Source organism: Rhodococcus sp. 06-1474-1B, from assembly GCF_002258885.1.
GTDB lineage: Bacteria > Actinomycetota > Actinomycetes > Mycobacteriales > Mycobacteriaceae > Rhodococcoides > Rhodococcoides fascians.
Genome location: NZ_NOYR01000018.1, coordinates 21930 through 38751, shown reverse-complemented (window position 1 = coordinate 38751; position 16822 = coordinate 21930). Strand labels below are relative to the sequence as shown.

The following is a 16822-nucleotide window of genomic DNA, read 5'->3' as shown; positions in this document are numbered from 1 at the left end:
CCGCGCGAACGACGCCGTCAGCGAAGGTCGAAATCGTCGTCCGAGACGGTGAAACCGTGGCCGACCTGATCGGTGCAGGTGACTCCGGTCTGCTCGTCGACGCTGCATCGAAGCCCGTTGGTGGATCCACTACCCGCGACGGTGAGTTCTTCGCCGTACGGGAGTGCCGCCGCGGGTCCGTCGAATCGGTGGAACTTGGGATCGCCCAGGCTCTCGAACTTCGCGGGGGAGCCGGCGATGATCTGCACGGAATTGGGTTTCACCCGGTCGGAGGATGCACTGTCGGTCACCTCGGGGGCCGAGTCGGGCAGCGAGCCGTGGCAACCGGCGATCGACGTCTCTTGTACGGCTATACCGCACTCGAACTTGCCGCTGGGGCTCGTGAAGTAGTACCAGCCCGGAGCCTTGCCCGCGTATTGCGTCGGGTTCGCTTGCTGGGCAGCCGCACTCGGCGTGGTCTTCGTGGTGCTGGACGGTGTCGTGGAGGACGGTGTCGTGGAGGACGGCTTGGCAGGCACACTGCTCGACGGCAGGCCACGGTCGGTGGTCGGAACCGCGGTGATCGGCTGAGGGCGGTCGGTGATGACCGTCGCCATGGGTCCGTCACCTCCGCCGCCCGAACCGCAGGCAGACAACAGGCACACTCCGACGACCGCCGCCAGGGCGGATCCAATTCTCTTCATGACTCGTTCCTCGGTTCGATGGGAGCGCTGCCGGGGGTTTCGAGGAGGCCGGCGTCGGGGATGGAGTTGGTACGTTGAGCAACGACCCGAAGGGAGGTGCGATGGACGACACCACGTCCGACTCCACCGTGCGTGTGAGCACGCCGTACGGCGACGTTCTCGGCTACCCGGTTGCGGGCGATGCATCGCCGACCGTCGCCTGGAGGGGTATTCCGTACGCGACGCCGCCGGTGGGTGAGTTGCGGTTTCGAGCACCGCGTCCCCTGCAGCCGTGGAACGGCGTGCTCGACGGTCTGCACTTCGGTGCGATGGCACCGCAGGGCCGCGACAGCCCGGTCCCGATCGATCCGTCGTTGTCGATCTCCGAGGATTGCCTGTCGCTCAACGTGTGGGCACCACGGCCGGACGGCGAACTGCGTCCGGTGCTGGTGTGGATCCACGGCGGCGCGTATTCGCTCGGTTCGTCCGCGCAACAGGTGTACGACGGGCGACATCTGAGCGAGAACGGCGACGTGGTCGTGGTCTCGATCAACTTTCGTCTCGGCGCATTCGGCTTTCTCGATCTGTCGTCCTTCTCCACCGACGAGCACGTCTTCGAGACCAATCTCGGCTTGCGCGACCAGATTGCGGCGCTGCACTGGGTCCGGGAGTGCATCTCCGCCTTCGGTGGGGACCCCGACGAGATCACCGTCTTCGGCGAGTCCTCCGGGGGCGCGTCGGTTACCACTCTGATGACCTCGCCCAAGGCCGAGGGGCTCTTCCATCGAGCGATCGTGCAAAGTGCCCCGGCCACGTCCGTGTACGGTCCCGAACGCGGCGCTGCGGTGGCCGCCCGGTTCCTCGAGCTCGTGGGGGTCGACCGCGACGACGTCGGCGAGTTGCTCGAGATGCACTTCAGCAGACTGGTCACCGCGGGGGACACCCTCTGCTACGAGATTCCGACCACAGTGCCTGGGACACTGGGACTTTCGCCCGTCGTCGACGGAGACATCGTGCCCCGTTACCCGGTCGCGGCCTTTCAAAAAGGTCTCTCGCACAGAATTCCGTTGATCATCGGCACCAACCACGACGAGCCCTCGATCTTCCGGTTCATGAAGTCCCCGTTGATGCCGATCACGTCCGACACCGTCTCGGAGATGTTCCGGGCCATCGCGCACGATCACGCGGACATGCCCGCCTCGCGCATCGCGGAGATCATGGCCGCCTACCCGGACAGGAACAAACCCGCTGGGGCGCAGGCGATCTCGCGTGATGCAGGCTTCGTCATGCCGAGTCTGTGGATCGCCGACGGGCACAGTAGACATTCGCCGACCTGGATGTACCGTTTCGATCACGCGACGCCGATGCTCAAGGCCGCGCGAGTAGGGGCCGGCCACGCGACCGAACTGCCGTACGTGTTCGGCAATTTCGGAACTCTCAACCGAGATCCCACCTTCTGGCTGGGGGGTCGGAAACCGGCGATGGCGGTGTCGGCCCGGATGCAGCGGCGGTGGCTGGCCTTCGCGCGGTACGGAGTACCGGCCGCGCTGGACGCGTCCAAGCACTGGGCCCCGTACACCGAGAAGAATCGATGGACTCTGGTGATCGATACGTCCGACACTCTCGTCGACGATCCCGACGGAGACATGCGCGCTGCCTGGGGCGACCGGGTGGTGGGATTCAGCTGACCCGTCGCCGGCCGGCCGCCGGGTCGTTCCGCAGGCTTCACTCCTGCTCGGGACGTCACAGGCATACATCGAACGTAACAGCAAGAACACCGGCCGCTGGAGTCACAGCGGTAACAATTGAATGTCAGGCAGGAGTGGAGCCTGCGGAATGACCCGGTTGGGTAGGCCAGTCGGTGGGTGCGGTTATGTTCGATGAGTGCTGATGTCCAGGATTGTCGAAACCTCTCGGGCCGTGGCCGCGACGCGTTCGCGCAAGGTCAAGATCGAGGTGCTCGGTGCTGTGCTGTCCGAGGCTCAGGCGGCTGATATCGCGCCGGCGGTGTCGTGGTTGTCGGGCGAATTGCCACAGGGGCGAATCGGGGTCGGCTGGCGCACACTCGCAGATCTGGATGTCCCGTCCGCATCGGAGTCGACGCTGACCGTTGCCGAGGTGGACGAGAAGTTGTCCGAGGTGGCGGCGACGTCGGGCGCTGGTTCGGCTGCGCGACGTTCTGCCCTGCTGCTGGACTTGTTCTCGCGGACCACTGCCGACGAGCGTGCGTTCGTCATCAGGTTGGTCACGGGCGAGCTGAGGCAAGGTGCGCTCGAGGGCATCATGGTCGACGCTGTCGCCGCTGCCACAGCTCTGCCGCAGGCGTCGGTGCGGCGCGCGTTCATGCTGTCCGGTCGATTGTCTGCCACTGCCGTCGCCGCCATGACCGGTGGTGTCGAGGCATTGAACGCCTTTCGACTCGAAGTCGGTCGGCCGGTTCGCCCGATGCTGGCGTCGCCGGCGGAGTCTCTTCGGGGTGCCTGGGAGCAGCTGGCGGGGGACGTGACGGTCGAGTACAAGCTGGACGGTGCCCGAATTCAGGTGCATCGCTCGGGATCCGACGTGAGCATCTACACCCGCACCCTGCGCGACATCACCGCCGGTGTGCCCGAGCTGGTGGAACTGGTCCGTGCACTTCCCTGCGAGTCGGTGGTCCTCGATGGCGAAACACTCGCACTGGACGACAGTGGCAGGCCGCGTCCGTTCCAGGAGACGATGAGCCGGTTCGGTGCCGAGAGCGCACACGAATTGTTGCTGCAGCCCTACTTCTTCGACTGTCTGCATCTCGACGGCGTCGATCTGCTCGACGCTCCACTCGAAGAGCGTCTCGCAGCGCTCGACAAGGTGGCGCCGGGACATCGGATTCCGAGTGCCGTACGGCCCGACGCCGACGGGGCGGCTGCCCACTTCGATGCTGCGCTCGATGCCGGGCACGAGGGAGTCATGCTCAAGGCCCTGAGCGCCCCGTATGCGGCAGGCCGGCGCGGAAAGAGTTGGCAGAAGGTCAAACCCGAACACACTCTCGATCTCGTTGTTCTCGGCGCGGAGTGGGGATACGGCCGACGGACGGGCTTTCTGTCCAACCTGCATCTGGGGGCCCGCGATCCCGACGGCGGCGAACCGATCATGGTCGGCAAGACGTTCAAAGGCTTGACCGATGTGCTGCTGCAGTGGCAGACGGAGGAATTCCCGAAGCACGAACGCGAGCGAGATCAGCACACCGTGTACCTGCGGCCCGAGTTGATAGTCGAAATCGAACTCGACGGAGTGCAGGTCAGCTCGCGCTATCCGGGCGGGGTAGCGCTGCGTTTCGCCCGAGTGTTGCGATACCGACCGGACAAGAACCTTGCCACCGCGGACACCATCGATGCCGTCCGAGCGTTGTTGCCCAACTCGAACTCGTGAGTTCGCCGAGAACTGTGCACGATTAATACATACGAAACCGGACGAACGATCCCGTAACACGGCGCAAAATACCTTGAGGGTGCAAGCCAGCGAGAGATGGAGTGCCGATGATGTCCACAGTTCGAGCTGCGTTGGTCCAGAGCACGTGGACCGGTGACAAAGAATCGATGATCGAGGCACACGAGGGGTTCGCTCGGTCAGCCGCCGAGCAGGGCGCGAAAGTTGTCTGCTTTCAAGAGCTTTTCTACGGTCCGTACTTCTGCCAGCTCCAGGATGCGAAGTTCTACGAGTACGCCGAATCCGTACCGGGCCCTACGGTCGACCGGTTCGCGGCGTTGGCGAAAGAGCTCGGGATCGTCATGATCCTGCCCGTCTACGAGCAGGAGCAGCCCGGGTTGCTCTACAACACCGCGGCCGTGGTCGACGCGGACGGCACGTATCTCGGTAAATACCGCAAGCATCACATTCCCCACGTCAACGGATTCTGGGAGAAGTTCTATTTCCGTCCCGGCAACCTGGGGTGGCCGGTGTTCGATACCGCCGTCGGCCGCATCGGCGTCTACATCTGTTACGACCGGCATTTTCCCGAAGGCTGGCGTGCTCTCGGACTTGCCGGTGCCGAGATCGTCTTCAATCCCTCGGCAACCTCACGGGGTCTGTCGAATTATCTGTGGAAACTCGAGCAACCGGCCTCGGCCGTCGCGAACGAGTACTACGTGGGTGCGATCAACCGCGTCGGAATCGAATCCGAGTACGGCGACGACGATTTCTACGGCACCAGCTATTTCGTCGATCCCGAGGGCAAATTCGTCGGCGAGGTGGCGTCGGATTCCAAGTCCGAGATCGTCGTTCGGGACCTGGACATGGACCTGATCAAAGTGGTCCGTGACCGATGGGCGTTCTACCGCGACCGTAGACCCGACGCCTACGGCCCACTGGTGCAACCCTGATGGCCACCACCTTCGTGCACGGCGGCACTGTCGTATCCACCACCGGCGCACAGGAACTGGATGTGCTCATCGACGGTGAGACCATCGTCGCAGTGCTGGCACCCGGCTCGGTGTCCTTGGCCGCAGATCTGAAGACATCGGCGGACGTCGTCATCGATGCCACCGGGAAGTACGTGATTCCGGGCGGCGTGGACGGACACACGCACATGGAGATGCCGTTCGGGGGCACGTTCGCCTCCGATACCTTCGAAACCGGAACTCGCGCAGCGGCGTGGGGTGGTACGACGACCATCGTGGATTTCGCCATCCAGACTCCCGGCCAACGCGTCCAGGACACTCTGGCGCAGTGGCACGACAAGGCCGCCGGGCGGTGCGCGATCGATTACGGGTTTCATCAGATCATCGGCGACGTCACCGATGATTCGCTGAAAGCCATGAGCGAGTTGGTCTCCGAGGGTGTCACCAGCTTCAAACTCTTCATGGCGTATCCGGGGGTCTTCTACTCCGACGACGGCAAGATTCTGCGCGCCATGCAGTCGGCGGCGGAAACGGGTGCGCTGTTGATGATGCACGCGGAGAACGGGATTGCCATCGATGTCCTCGTGGCCCAGTCCATCGCACGCGGCGACACGGCCCCGTACTTCCACGGGACATCGCGTCCGTGGCAGCTGGAGGAAGAGGCGACGCATCGGGCGATCATGCTGGCCGACGTCACCGGAGCGCCGCTGTACGTCGTGCACGTATCGGCAAAGCAGGCTCTCGAACAGATTGCGCAGGCTCGGGGCAACGGGCAGAACGTGTTTGCCGAGACGTGTCCGCAGTACCTCTATCTCTCGCTCGAAGAACAACTCGGTGCACCCGGCTTCGAGGGGGCCAAATGGGTCTGCTCGACGCCCCTGCGGTCGCGGGCCGAGGGCCATCAGGACGAACTGTGGCGCTACCTGCGCACCGGTGACGTGGCAACCGTCAGTACCGACCATTGCCCGTTCTGCATGAAGGACCAGAAAGAAATGGGAATCGGCGATTTCTCCAAGATTCCCAACGGAATCGGTTCGGTGGAACATCGCATCGACTTGATGTTCCAGGGGGTCAAGAGCGGCAAGATCACCCTCGAGAAGTGGGTCGACGTCTGTTGCACCACCCCGGCCCGGATGTTCGGTATGTATCCGAGAAAGGGCGTCATCAGCCCGGGAGCAGATGCCGACATCGTGATCTACGACCCGAACGGGCACACCAGCATCGGGGTCGAGAAGACTCACCACATGAACATGGACTACTCGGCGTACGAGGGTTTCGAGATCGACGGCCAAGTGGACACCGTGATGTCTCGCGGGCGCGTCATCGTCGACAGTGGATCCTATTCCGGCACCGCGGGACACGGCCGCTTCGTTCGCCGCGACCTGTCACAGAATCTGATCTGAGCATGGACATCGGGGTGGTGCTGCAGTGCAATCCGCCGGCGTCGCGGGTGATCGATCTGGCCAGACAGGCCGAGACGCATGGGTTTTCGCACGTATGGACGTTCGATTCGCATCTGCTGTGGCAGGAACCGTACGTCATCTACAGTCAGATTCTGGCCGCGACCAGGCGTGTGACCGTGGGTCCGATGGTCACCAATCCGGCTACCCGCGATTGGACCGTGACGGCGTCGACGTTCGCGACACTCAACGACATGTTCGGCAATCGAACCGTCTGCGGCATCGGTCGGGGTGATTCCGCGGTCCGCGCCCTCGGAGGGAAGCCGACAACACTTGCCTCGCTTCGGGACTCGATCGAGGTGATCCGAAGTTTGGCCAACGGGCGTAGCGCTCGGGTGGGTGAGACGACGGTGCAGTTTCCGTGGGCGGAGCACTCGACGCTGGAGGTGTGGGTCGCGGCGTACGGACCGAAAGCCCTCGAGCTCACCGGGCAGGTAGCGGACGGATTCATTCTGCAATTGGCAGATCCGGACATTGCTGCGTGGACGATCGGCCGAGTGCGCGCGGCGGCCGAGCAGGCGGGCCGAGATCCGGATTCGATCTCGATCTGCGTGGCAGCTCCCGCCTACGTCACCGACGGTACCGAGGCCGGTCTCGAACATGCCCGCGACCAATGTCGTTGGTTCGGTGGAATGGTCGGCAATCACGTCGCCGATATCGTCGCACGCTACGGCGGTGACGGCGGCGGTGTTCCGCAGGCACTCACCGACTACATCGCGGCGCGCAAAGGGTACGACTACAACGAGCACGGTCGAGCCGGAAACTCGCACGCAGAATTCGTTCCGGACGAGGTGATCGACAGGTTCTGCCTGCTCGGTACCCCGGCCGATCACATCGTCAAGCTGAAGGCGCTGGAGACACTCGGCGTCGACCAGTTCTCGGTGTACCTGCAGCACGACGCCAAGGCAGCGACGCTCGAAGCGTACGGAGAGAGCATCATTCCGCAGATTCGCACATCAGTGACGGCTACGTCGTGACGGGCGACGGGACTGTTGCCGTCGGCCAGTCGTACGCTCCGGTGAGTGTCACACCGAAGAAAGGCGGCAAGTAGATGGATCACGTGTTCTACTCCTGGTCGGCGCAGGCCGAACTGAACCCGATCACCGTCGAGGGTGCCGAGGGGTCGTGGTTCTGGGACGACAAGGGCAATCGGTACCTGGACTTCTCGTCCCAGTTGGTCAACGTCAATCTCGGGCATCAACACCCCGACGTGGTGGCCGCCATCGTCGAACAGGCCCAGGTTCTGACGACCATCTCTCCGACCGTGGCCAACAACAAGCGCAGTGAACTCGCTGCTCTGATCGCCGAACGCGCTCCGGGTGATCTGAACCGGGTGTTCTTCACGACGGGCGGTGCCGAAGCCGTCGAGCACGCGGTGAGGCTGGCGCGCCAGCACACCGGACGCACGAAGATGCTTGCCGCCTACCGCTCGTACCACGGCGGAACCGGAGTCGCTATCGGTCTCACCGGCGAGCCGCGGCGATGGGGTACCGAGCCGACCAACGTCGACGTCGTACGCTTCTTCGGGCCGTACCCGTACCGGTCGCCCTGGGGCACAACGACTCCCGAGGACGAGACAGCCGCAGCGCTGGCACACCTCGAACAGGTCATCGTGCTCGAAGGCGCGCAGAACATCGCCGGACTGATCCTGGAATCGGTCGTCGGTACCAACGGTGTGCTGATCCCGCCGCCCGGATATCTGGCCGGCGTTCGGGCACTGTGCGACAAGTACGGGATCGTCTACATCGCCGACGAAGTGATGGTCGGGTTCGGGCGAATCGGCGAATGGTTCGCGTGCCAGGCCTGGGATGTGACACCGGATCTGATCACCTTCGCCAAGGGCGTCAACTCCGGATACGTGCCCCTCGGCGGGGTCGTGATCTCGGAGAAGATCGCCTCGCAGTTCGACCACAAGCCGTATCCGGGCGGCTTGACCTACTCCGGTCACGTCCTCGGGTGTGCCGCGGGCGTCGCATCCATCGGGGTGTTCGAGCGCGACAAGATCCTTCCTCACGTGCGTCACGTCGGCGAGGACGTACTCGGTGCGGGCCTGTCCAAGCTGGCCGAATCGCATCCGAGCGTCGGTGAGGTGCGCGGCAAGGGATTCTTCTGGGCCGTCGAGCTGGTCAAGGACGGCACGACGCGGGAGCCGCTGGTGCCCTTCGCCGCGTCGGGCAAGGACGCGGCGGCGATGGGCAGCGTGACCGCCGCGGCGAAGTCACGGGGTCTGTGGCCCTTCGTCGCAGGCAACCGTCTGCAGATCGCACCGCCACTGACGACGACCGAGGACGAGATTCGTCAGGGACTGGAAATCCTCGACGAGGTATTGACGGTGGCGGACGGGTTCACCGTCTGACTCGGGGTCGTGCGCGGAAACTCGCCCCAGACTACGAGGCAGGAGTGGAGCCTGCGGAACGACCCGAAAACACTGCACGCACGTGCGGCGTCAGCCGCTCTGATCAGAGCACAGCACCGGGGTTGAGGATTCCGGCCGGATCGAGAGCGGTCTTGATTCGCCGGGTCAGTTCCATGACGTCTTCGCCGACTTGATCGGGTAGCCAGGCCTTCTTGAGGCGACCGACGCCGTGTTCCCCGGTGATGGTGCCGCCCAACGAAATTGCCAGATCCATGATGGCTCCGAATGCGACGTTGGCCCGACGGGTCATGTCGGCGTCCTCGGGATCGAACACGATGAGCGGGTGGGTGTTGCCGTCGCCCGCGTGCGCGATGACGGCGACCAGCACGTCGTATTTCTTCGACAGTTCGGCGATCCCGTCGACGAGAGCCGGGAGGGCAGGCAGCGGAACACCGACATCCTCGAGCAGCAGGCTGCCGAGTCGTTCGACCGCCGGAATGGCGAATCGACGTGCGGCAGCGAAGGCCTCACCCTCGTCGGGGTCGTCGGTGGTGAAGACATCCGAGGCACCGGCCTCGGTGCACGCTGCGGCCATGATGTCGATCTCTCGCCCTCGATCGGCACCGGGGGAGTCGGACCGAGCGATGAGCATCGCAGCTGCCTCGCGGTCGAGTCCCATGTTCATGGCATCTTCGACGGCACCGGTGGACGCACGGTCCATGAACTCGAGCATCGACGGCCGCAAGGTACGGGTGATGGCCAGAATGGCAGTCGTCGCATCGTGCACGGAGGCGAACGAGGCAACCACGGTGCTGGCCGGAGGTTGGGCCGGGATCAATCGAAGAGTGATCTCGGTGATGATGCCCAGGGTGCCCTCGGATCCCACGAAGAGCTTTGCAAGGGACAGTCCGGCAACGTCTTTCAGGCGTGGTCCGCCGAGTCGGACGGCAGTACCGTCGGCGAGGACGACCTCGAGTCCGAGAACGTAATCGGTGGTGACGCCGTACTTCACGCAGCACAGCCCGCCGGCATTGGTGGCCGCATTGCCGCCGATGGAGCACATCTCGAACGACGACGGATCCGGTGGGTACCACAGACCGTGTTCGGCGACTGCCTTCTTGACTTCGGCGTTGAGCAGTCCGGGTTGTACGACGGCTATGCGGGTCACCGGATCGACGGTGATCTCGCGCATCAGCTCGGTGGTGAGCACTATCCCGCCGTCGACGGCCGTGGCACCACCGGACAGGCCCGAGCCGGCCCCGCGCGGGACGACCGCCACCGCGTGTTCGGTGGCCCACCGCATGACGGCTCTGACGTCGTCGGTGGACTGCGCGCGGACCACGGCCAATGGGGTACCCGCGTCGGGGTCCTTGGCCCAGTCGCGTCGGTATCCCTCGGTGATGTCGGGGTCGGTGACCACGGCACCGGCGGGAAGCAGCGCTTCGAGCTCGCTCAGGTGGGCATCTGCATCGGTAGTCACCGACATCCGGTTCTCCTCACGTCGTACATGTGACCGTCGCCACTCGAGTCTGTCACGACTCGCAGTGGGGCGTGAACGAGGACGCCGCTGGGATTGTCCGAGTCACATCAGTAACACCAGCCTCAGGCGTTACCAGATCGATGCGTCGTCGACACGCAATGTTGTAGTTCGCAGCGCTAGCGTCCAGCGCAGCGCATCTCGCACCCCATGCGGTGCGGGTCGACAAGGAGGCTGCACGATGATCGATCCCGGAAGTGACTCCTGGAACTATGTGGCGGCGATGTTCTCGTACGAATTCCTCGGGGGCGGAGTCGAATACGACACCATCGAGCGCATTCACCGCGGCGAGGTCGACGAGTGGGTGCACGCGTTGCTGAAATCCGGGATGTTCGAGAGCGCGACCGTCGCGGCCATCGCCGACTCGTGGCGTACAGCACCCCGCCGACTGTTCGACATGCTCGTCCTCGACGCCGACGAAATGACTGCTCGCCGTTGCTCTCTCGCGTGGTCGTCTCTCGACCGGCTCGCGCCGCTCGCTCGCCTGGGCTGATCACGGATCACGCACCCAGAATTGTCGTCCCGGAGTCGTCGACCACGATTGCCTGGCTGTCGGTCAGTCCGTGAGTTTCGATTCCCTCGCGTCGCAGACGGCGCAGCGTCGCCCATCCCGAATCCTGCTCGTCCAGTACGGAATCGAGATGCGGGACGACGGAGAAGTCGACGAGACCGAGCCCGCTCCACACCGGATCGATGCCTGCGATCGGCCGTACCTCGTTGGGGTCGTCGGCATCCTCGACTCCGGCCAGCGACGGCGCAGCGACGCACGCTCCCGCGCTGTACCCGCCGTAGGCGATGGTGTCGGCCCGCACGCGCCTACGGATGACCTCGTCCGCACCGGAACGAGCCATCTGAGCGCGCAACACGAACGTGTTGCCACCGCGGACCCAGACTGCGTCGAACGCTGCCAGGGCGCGCTCGAATGCGGCCGGTCTCCCGGCGAAATGGCGCAGATCCAACTCCGACGGCCGGTATCCCAACGCGCGCAGGGGTCCGAACTCGCTGCGGAGCGAGGATTCGCGGGCGGTGGCGGGCCAGGCATCGGCCGCATTGGCGATGACCGCGAGATCGGCGGGCGGGCCGGTGAGGCGGGCGAACTCGTCGGAATGGCCGCCGAATCGATACGAAGACAAGAACAACCTCACGAGGTCTGCTCCCCGGCGACCCTGGCCATTCCGGATCGAATTGCCTCGGCCACCCGTTCGGGTTCACGCAGGCGACGGGTGACGAACCCCGCCGCGAACTTCAGTCGGTCGCGGTCCCAGCGCGGCACCACGTGCAGATGCAGGTGAAAGACGGTTTGGAATGCGGCGACGCCGTCGTTGATCACCAGGTTTGCACCGTCGGCGCGGAGGTCGGACTCGCGCACTGCGCGCGCCAGCGTGTGCCCGACGCGGAAAACCTCGGCAGCTGTGTCCGGTCCGGTGGAGGTCAGGTCTGCGGAATGCTCGCGCGGAACCACCAGAACATGGCCCCTGCTGATCGGTCGAATATCGAGAAAGGCGACGGTGTGCTCGTTCTCGAACACGCGGTGGGCAGGTGCGTCGCCGGCGACGATGGCACAGAAGATGCAAGATTCCACGATTGTCACTGTAAGGTCCGATCATCACGGATAGACCTGTATGGCGTGCATCACAATTGCTCGCCCTGTAGTCGCGAAATGTCGAAACGGACTCGATTCAGAACGAATCGGACTGTGTTCTGGGTTACCCGCGCTCCATTACCTGTGGCTACTATCAGGAACCTCGTGCCTTGTCGCATGGGTTCGTCCACTCGTCGCAGATTTCGAGCCATTGGCCGATCGGTGGGCACCATTCAACGCAGGAAGACGGAGATTTGGATACATCGCAGAGCACTGAAAAGGGTTCGGGATCCACGACGGTCGTCGGTGTGGTCCGCGAATCGGGGGAAGGTGAGCGACGTGTCGCTCTGGTCCCGAAGATCGTTGCCGCGCTCACGGGCAAGGGTGTCGAGGTCGTCGTGGAATCGGGTGCCGGACTCGGCGCTCTGATCCCGGACGAGCTCTATGTCGCAGCCGGGGCCACGATCGGCGATCCCTGGGGCTCGGAGGTCGTGGTCAAGGTCGCACCGCCCACCGACGCAGAGATCTTGAGGCTGAAGTCGGGCTCGACGCTCATCGGATTCCTCGCCCCACGCAATGCCGAGAACAGCATCGGCGCGCTGAAGGCCGCCGGAGTACAGGCGTTCGCGGTCGAAGCCATTCTGCGTATCTCCCGCGCTCAGGTGATGGACGCCTTGTCTTCTCAGGCGAACGTCGCCGGGTACAAGGCCGTTCTGTTGGCCGCGTCGGAGTCCACGAGGTTCTTCCCGATGCTGACCACCGCCGCCGGAACGGTCAAGCCGGCGACCGTGCTCGTTCTCGGTGTCGGTGTGGCAGGCCTGCAAGCCCTGGCCACCGCGAAGCGTCTCGGTGGTCGACCCACCGGCTACGACGTGCGACCGGAGGTAGCCGACCAGGTCCGTTCCGTCGGCGCGCAGTGGCTCGATCTGGGGATCGATGCTGCCGGCGAAGGCGGGTACGCGCGTGAGCTGACCGAGGACGAACGCGTCCAGCAGCAGCGTGCCCTGGAAGAGGCCATCAAGGGATTCGACGTCGTGATCACCACGGCGTTGGTGCCTGGCCGTCCCGCACCGCGTCTGGTGACGGCCGCCGCAGTCGAGGGTATGAAGCCCGGCAGCGTCGTGGTCGACCTGGCCGGTGAGACCGGCGGAAACTGCGAACTCACCGAGCCCGGCCAGACCGTCGTCAAGCACGACGTCACCATCTGCTCGCCGTTGAACCTGCCTGCCACGATGCCCGAGCACGCCAGCGAGCTGTACTCGAAGAACATCTCGGCTTTGCTCGAGCTCATGCTGGTCGACGGCGCACTCGCTCCGGATTTCTCGGACGAAGTGCTCGCCGGCGCCTGCGTGACACGTGAGAAGGAGAACTGATGTACACCCCGCTTCTCGCGAACATCGCGATCCTGGTGTTGTCCGGGTTCGTCGGTTTCGCGGTGATCTCCAAGGTGCCGAACACCTTGCACACCCCGCTGATGTCGGGAACCAACGCCATCCACGGCATCGTCGTGTTGGGCGCGTTGGTCGTCCTCGGAAAGGTGCACGACCCGTCCATCGGACTGCAGGTCATCCTGTTCGTCGCGCTGGTGTTCGGAACCGTCAACGTCATCGGTGGCTTCGTGGTCACCGACCGCATGCTCGGCATGTTCAAGTCCAAGCCGGTGCCCGCCAAGACCTCGAAGGGTGCTGACTCCTGATGGACAATCTCGTCAACATTCTCTACATCGTCGCCTTCGGCATGTTCATCTACGGTCTGATGGGTCTGACCGGACCGAAGACAGCCGTGCGGGGCAACCAGATCGCCGCCGTCGGCATGTTCATCGCCGTGGTGGCCACGCTGATATCCATTCGCGACACCGGTAACTGGATCCTGATCATCGTCGGACTCGTCGTCGGCGTCGCGCTGGGAATCCCGCCTGCGCGACGGGTGAAGATGACGGCGATGCCGCAGCTGGTGGCTCTGTTCAACGGCGTCGGCGGTGGCACGGTCGCACTGATCGCGTGGGCCGAGTTCCTCGACACGTCCGGATTCTCGAACTTCAACCACGGAGAGTCGCCGACGGTCCACATCGTCATCGGCTCACTCTTCGCGGCGATCATCGGTTCCATCTCGTTCTGGGGCTCGCTCATCGCCTTTTTGAAGCTGCAGGAAACTCTGCCCGGCTCGCCGATCACCATCGGTAAGTTGCAGCAGCCGCTCAACGCTCTGCTGCTGATCGGCGCTGTGGCCGCTGCAGTGGTCATCGGCATCAACGCCACTCCGGGCGGCGGCGTGTCGCAGTGGTGGATCGTCGCGGTTCTCGTACTGGCAGGCATCCTCGGTCTCACGGTGGTATTGCCGATCGGCGGCGCGGACATGCCGGTCGTCATTTCGCTGCTCAATGCTCTGACCGGTCTGTCTGCTGCGGCTGCGGGTCTGGCGCTCAACAACACCGCGATGATCGTGGCGGGCATGATCGTCGGCGCGTCCGGCACGATCTTGACCAACCTCATGGCCAAGGCCATGAACAGGTCCATTCCGGCGATCGTCGCAGGTGGATTCGGCGGCGGCGACGCGGCTGCAGGCCCGGCCGGTGCAGGCGGGGGAACCGCCAAGGCGACCTCGGCGGCAGACGCAGCGATCCAGATGGCCTACGCCAACCAGGTCATCGTCGTGCCCGGCTACGGCCTTGCCGTCGCTCAGGCACAGCATGCCGTCAAGGACATGGCCAAGTTGCTGGAGTCCAAGGGCGTGGAGGTCAAGTACGCCATTCACCCCGTCGCCGGTCGCATGCCGGGACATATGAACGTGCTGCTCGCCGAGGCCGACGTCGCGTACGACGCGATGAAGGAAATGGACGATATCAACGACGAGTTCTCTCGCACCGACGTCACGTTGGTCATCGGAGCGAACGACGTGACCAACCCGGCGGCGCGCAACGATCCGTCGAGCCCGATTCACGGGATGCCGATTCTCAACGTCGATCAGTCGAAGTCGGTCATCGTCCTCAAGCGGTCGATGTCGTCCGGCTTCGCCGGAATCGAGAACCCATTGTTCTTCGCGGAAGGCACGTCGATGCTGTTCGGCGACGCAAAGAAGTCGGTGTCCGAGGTGACCGAGGAGCTCAAGGCCCTCTAGTCGGTCGCCTTCTCGGCCCGGATGGGACGCTTCCGTGTCAACGGAAGCGTCCCATTCTGCGTTGGGCTACGAGGGCAGCGGTATCGAACGGGTTTCGAGCCTCGCGGGCAGCGGCTGCGGGTGAGAAGAGCATCACCACCGAGCACGCCGGCCACCACACGCCCGTGATCAGCAGTGCGCTGACAATCCCGACGGGGGAGACGGACCCGACGACCAGTTGTGCCGCTCCGACAGCGAGGGCGGCGACGGTTCCGAGCCCGAGGATCATCGGCCGCCACGTGGCCGATGCCACCATCGACGCGGCCCCCACGAGCGCTGTGACAGCGACGAGCTGCCCGCTCGGAAGGTCGGTGGCCGTTGTCGACGACGCCGCGAGGTGACGCACCAGAGCTGTGGTCACTTCCGCGCCGACGACGCAGGCAATCACCACTCCGATGCCATACGGCAGTTTTCGGACCAGGGCGACAACGGTGAGGGCGGCGAGGACGGTCAGCACTGCGGTGACGTCGATAGTGCTCAGTGCTCGCGAGGCCAGGGCGGCAGCCGGGCTCGTAGAGACGGGCCACACCGGTGCCATGTTCGGCACCCACATCAGTAGTACCGACAAGAGCGCCGCGCAGAGGCCCGACACCGTCAGCCGGGTGCGGATCGCCCGTCGGTGCGCTCGCTCGCTCGTGTTCGCCGAACGGCTCTCGGTGCCGGCTCCACGGGGTGACCGGATCGGTCCGCTGTCGAGACTCGGTGATCGCATGGACGCCAGACTGCCGCAGTCGGCTGAGCGTGAGGTGTGAGCATCGTGGGAGCCGGCTGAGCATCTGCGGTAACGGTCGGATCACGACGAAGAAGCGTCGATTCCTTGTTGTAGCCGCAACCGAGTAATGGCGATCTGTCAAATTCCTGGAGTCTGCAAACAGCCGAAAAACCGAACCGAAAGTAGAATTCCACCCTGCAACCAACCGATCGGTCGGAGTGTGCGGTCCAGTGCGGTGTAGAAGAGGCTACTCGACTGCGGCTCTGCGTAGTTGCGCTCGAGTGTCGCACCTCGCCTACCTGGACTTTTGCGCGGAGTTTGTCTCCTGTCACAGTATTTTGAAATGCGAACTATGAATTCGTTGCAAGTCGTTGATCGGATGGGCCGATCTGTGTGACTATGGTCACATAGTCCAGTTCACCCTGGGCGAGACCGTCGAAAAGGGCGTAGTTTCAGCCGCATCGGAAAACCGTATTCCCCCGTTACGGCCAAGTTGGTAACGATCTGAACACGGTCTGGTCGGCTCATCGCAACTCGTGAACGGGCATTCGGCACCAACAGAAGTCGGAAACTCGAAGGAGAAGAACATGACCACAATGTCGCAGGGGCAGCTCGATATGGTCCGCGCGTTCTTTTGCAACGAGTTCCAAGCGGACTCGCTGGACCGTACGGTGATGCCGGAGCCCACGGCCGATGCTGTTGCCGAATGGATCGACGCGCTGTCCACCAGTGGACTGTTCGCACCCGCGGAGGTGCACAACATCTCGTCCGTCTGGTGTGCTGAGCCCGAGTCGATGACCGCACTGCTCGTCGGCGAAATCGACGAAATTGCTGTCAAGCGGCACGAGGCCGCTGCCGTTGCTACTCCGGCGCTGATCTCCGCGTTCGGTCGCGCCAGCTGACCGTCTGTGCTTGTGCCACCGGCATCCGTTGGCACCGCTTCGTTACGATCACCCGAACCGGTGATGTCCGTCGGCAACGGTG

General features: G+C 64.1%; 16 protein-coding genes. 11 read left to right on the top strand and 5 right to left on the bottom strand.

The window, feature by feature from the left end; all coding sequences use genetic code 11:
- Positions 1 to 17: 17 nt before the first annotated feature.
- Positions 18 to 683 carry a hypothetical protein gene (locus CH266_RS25320; RefSeq protein WP_176457016.1) on the bottom strand — a complete coding sequence of 222 codons (666 nt, stop codon included), beginning with the start codon at positions 681 to 683 and terminating at the stop codon, positions 18 to 20.
- Between the two features lie 101 nt (positions 684 to 784).
- Here CH266_RS25320 and CH266_RS05240 point away from each other — a divergent pair, with 101 nt between their 5' ends.
- The 6 genes from CH266_RS05240 to CH266_RS05215 all read left to right on the top strand — a co-directional run bounded on the left by CH266_RS05240 (position 785) and on the right by CH266_RS05215 (position 8851).
- Complete coding sequence (locus tag CH266_RS05240; RefSeq protein WP_032406313.1) at positions 785 to 2350, top strand: carboxylesterase/lipase family protein; 1566 nt, start codon at positions 785 to 787, stop codon at positions 2348 to 2350.
- Positions 2351 to 2546: 196 nt separating this feature from the next.
- A complete protein-coding gene (locus CH266_RS05235; protein ID WP_032383715.1) occupies positions 2547 to 4067 on the top strand; it encodes an ATP-dependent DNA ligase in 1521 nt (506 codons plus the stop codon).
- A 110-nt stretch (positions 4068 to 4177) separates the two neighbouring features.
- On the top strand, positions 4178 to 5017 hold the full coding sequence (locus CH266_RS05230; RefSeq protein WP_201011551.1) for a nitrilase-related carbon-nitrogen hydrolase: 840 nt from the start codon (positions 4178 to 4180) through the stop codon (positions 5015 to 5017).
- On the top strand, positions 5017 to 6438 hold the full coding sequence (gene hydA, locus CH266_RS05225; RefSeq protein WP_094621965.1) for a dihydropyrimidinase: 1422 nt from the start codon (positions 5017 to 5019) through the stop codon (positions 6436 to 6438). The genes CH266_RS05230 and hydA overlap by 1 nt, the downstream gene beginning before the upstream one ends.
- A 2-nt stretch (positions 6439 to 6440) precedes the next feature.
- A complete protein-coding gene (locus CH266_RS05220; protein ID WP_094714893.1) occupies positions 6441 to 7472 on the top strand; it encodes a TIGR03842 family LLM class F420-dependent oxidoreductase in 1032 nt (343 codons plus the stop codon).
- A gap of 74 nt (positions 7473 to 7546) precedes the next feature.
- Positions 7547 to 8851, top strand: a complete 1305-nt coding sequence (locus CH266_RS05215) for an aspartate aminotransferase family protein (RefSeq protein ID WP_094714892.1) — start codon at positions 7547 to 7549, stop codon at positions 8849 to 8851.
- 103 nt (positions 8852 to 8954) lie between these two features.
- On the opposite strand, the gene CH266_RS05210 is transcribed toward CH266_RS05215, so the two are convergent.
- Positions 8955 to 10337, bottom strand: a complete 1383-nt coding sequence (locus tag CH266_RS05210; RefSeq protein ID WP_094714891.1) for an FAD-binding oxidoreductase — start codon at positions 10335 to 10337, stop codon at positions 8955 to 8957.
- 232 nt (positions 10338 to 10569) lie between these two features.
- Here CH266_RS05210 and CH266_RS05205 point away from each other — a divergent pair, with 232 nt between their 5' ends.
- Complete coding sequence (locus CH266_RS05205; RefSeq protein ID WP_094652248.1) at positions 10570 to 10881, top strand: hypothetical protein; 312 nt, start codon at positions 10570 to 10572, stop codon at positions 10879 to 10881.
- Positions 10882 to 10888: 7 nt separating this feature from the next.
- Here CH266_RS05205 and CH266_RS05200 read toward each other — a convergent pair whose 3' ends face one another.
- Positions 10889 to 11533: a Type 1 glutamine amidotransferase-like domain-containing protein gene (locus CH266_RS05200; protein WP_094714890.1), complete on the bottom strand. Its 645-nt coding sequence runs from the start codon at positions 11531 to 11533 to the stop codon at positions 10889 to 10891.
- A complete protein-coding gene (locus tag CH266_RS05195) occupies positions 11530 to 11970 on the bottom strand; it encodes an HIT family protein (RefSeq protein WP_032365556.1) in 441 nt (146 codons plus the stop codon). The genes CH266_RS05200 and CH266_RS05195 overlap by 4 nt, the downstream gene beginning before the upstream one ends.
- Before the next feature lie 254 nt (positions 11971 to 12224).
- On the opposite strand from CH266_RS05195, the gene CH266_RS05190 reads away from it, so the two are divergent.
- Genes CH266_RS05190 through CH266_RS05180 form a run of 3 tightly spaced genes read left to right on the top strand, consistent with a single transcriptional unit; the run spans position 12225 to position 15087 of the window.
- Positions 12225 to 13343 carry an NAD(P) transhydrogenase subunit alpha gene (locus CH266_RS05190; RefSeq protein ID WP_094714889.1) on the top strand — a complete coding sequence of 373 codons (1119 nt, stop codon included), beginning with the start codon at positions 12225 to 12227 and terminating at the stop codon, positions 13341 to 13343.
- Complete coding sequence (locus CH266_RS05185) at positions 13343 to 13666, top strand: NAD(P) transhydrogenase subunit alpha (protein WP_027497943.1); 324 nt, start codon at positions 13343 to 13345, stop codon at positions 13664 to 13666. The genes CH266_RS05190 and CH266_RS05185 overlap by 1 nt, the downstream gene beginning before the upstream one ends.
- Positions 13666 to 15087 carry an NAD(P)(+) transhydrogenase (Re/Si-specific) subunit beta gene (locus tag CH266_RS05180; RefSeq protein WP_027497942.1) on the top strand — a complete coding sequence of 474 codons (1422 nt, stop codon included), beginning with the start codon at positions 13666 to 13668 and terminating at the stop codon, positions 15085 to 15087. The genes CH266_RS05185 and CH266_RS05180 overlap by 1 nt, the downstream gene beginning before the upstream one ends.
- 37 nt (positions 15088 to 15124) lie before the next feature.
- Here the strand turns inward: CH266_RS05180 and CH266_RS25140 are convergent, their stop codons facing one another.
- Positions 15125 to 15838, bottom strand: coding sequence for a hypothetical protein (locus tag CH266_RS25140; protein ID WP_141214499.1), 714 nt, complete (start codon positions 15836 to 15838; stop codon positions 15125 to 15127).
- Between the two features lie 587 nt (positions 15839 to 16425).
- On the opposite strand from CH266_RS25140, the gene CH266_RS05165 reads away from it, so the two are divergent.
- Positions 16426 to 16740 carry a hypothetical protein gene (locus CH266_RS05165; protein WP_141214498.1) on the top strand — a complete coding sequence of 105 codons (315 nt, stop codon included), beginning with the start codon at positions 16426 to 16428 and terminating at the stop codon, positions 16738 to 16740.
- The last annotated feature ends 82 nt before the right edge of the window (positions 16741 to 16822 follow it).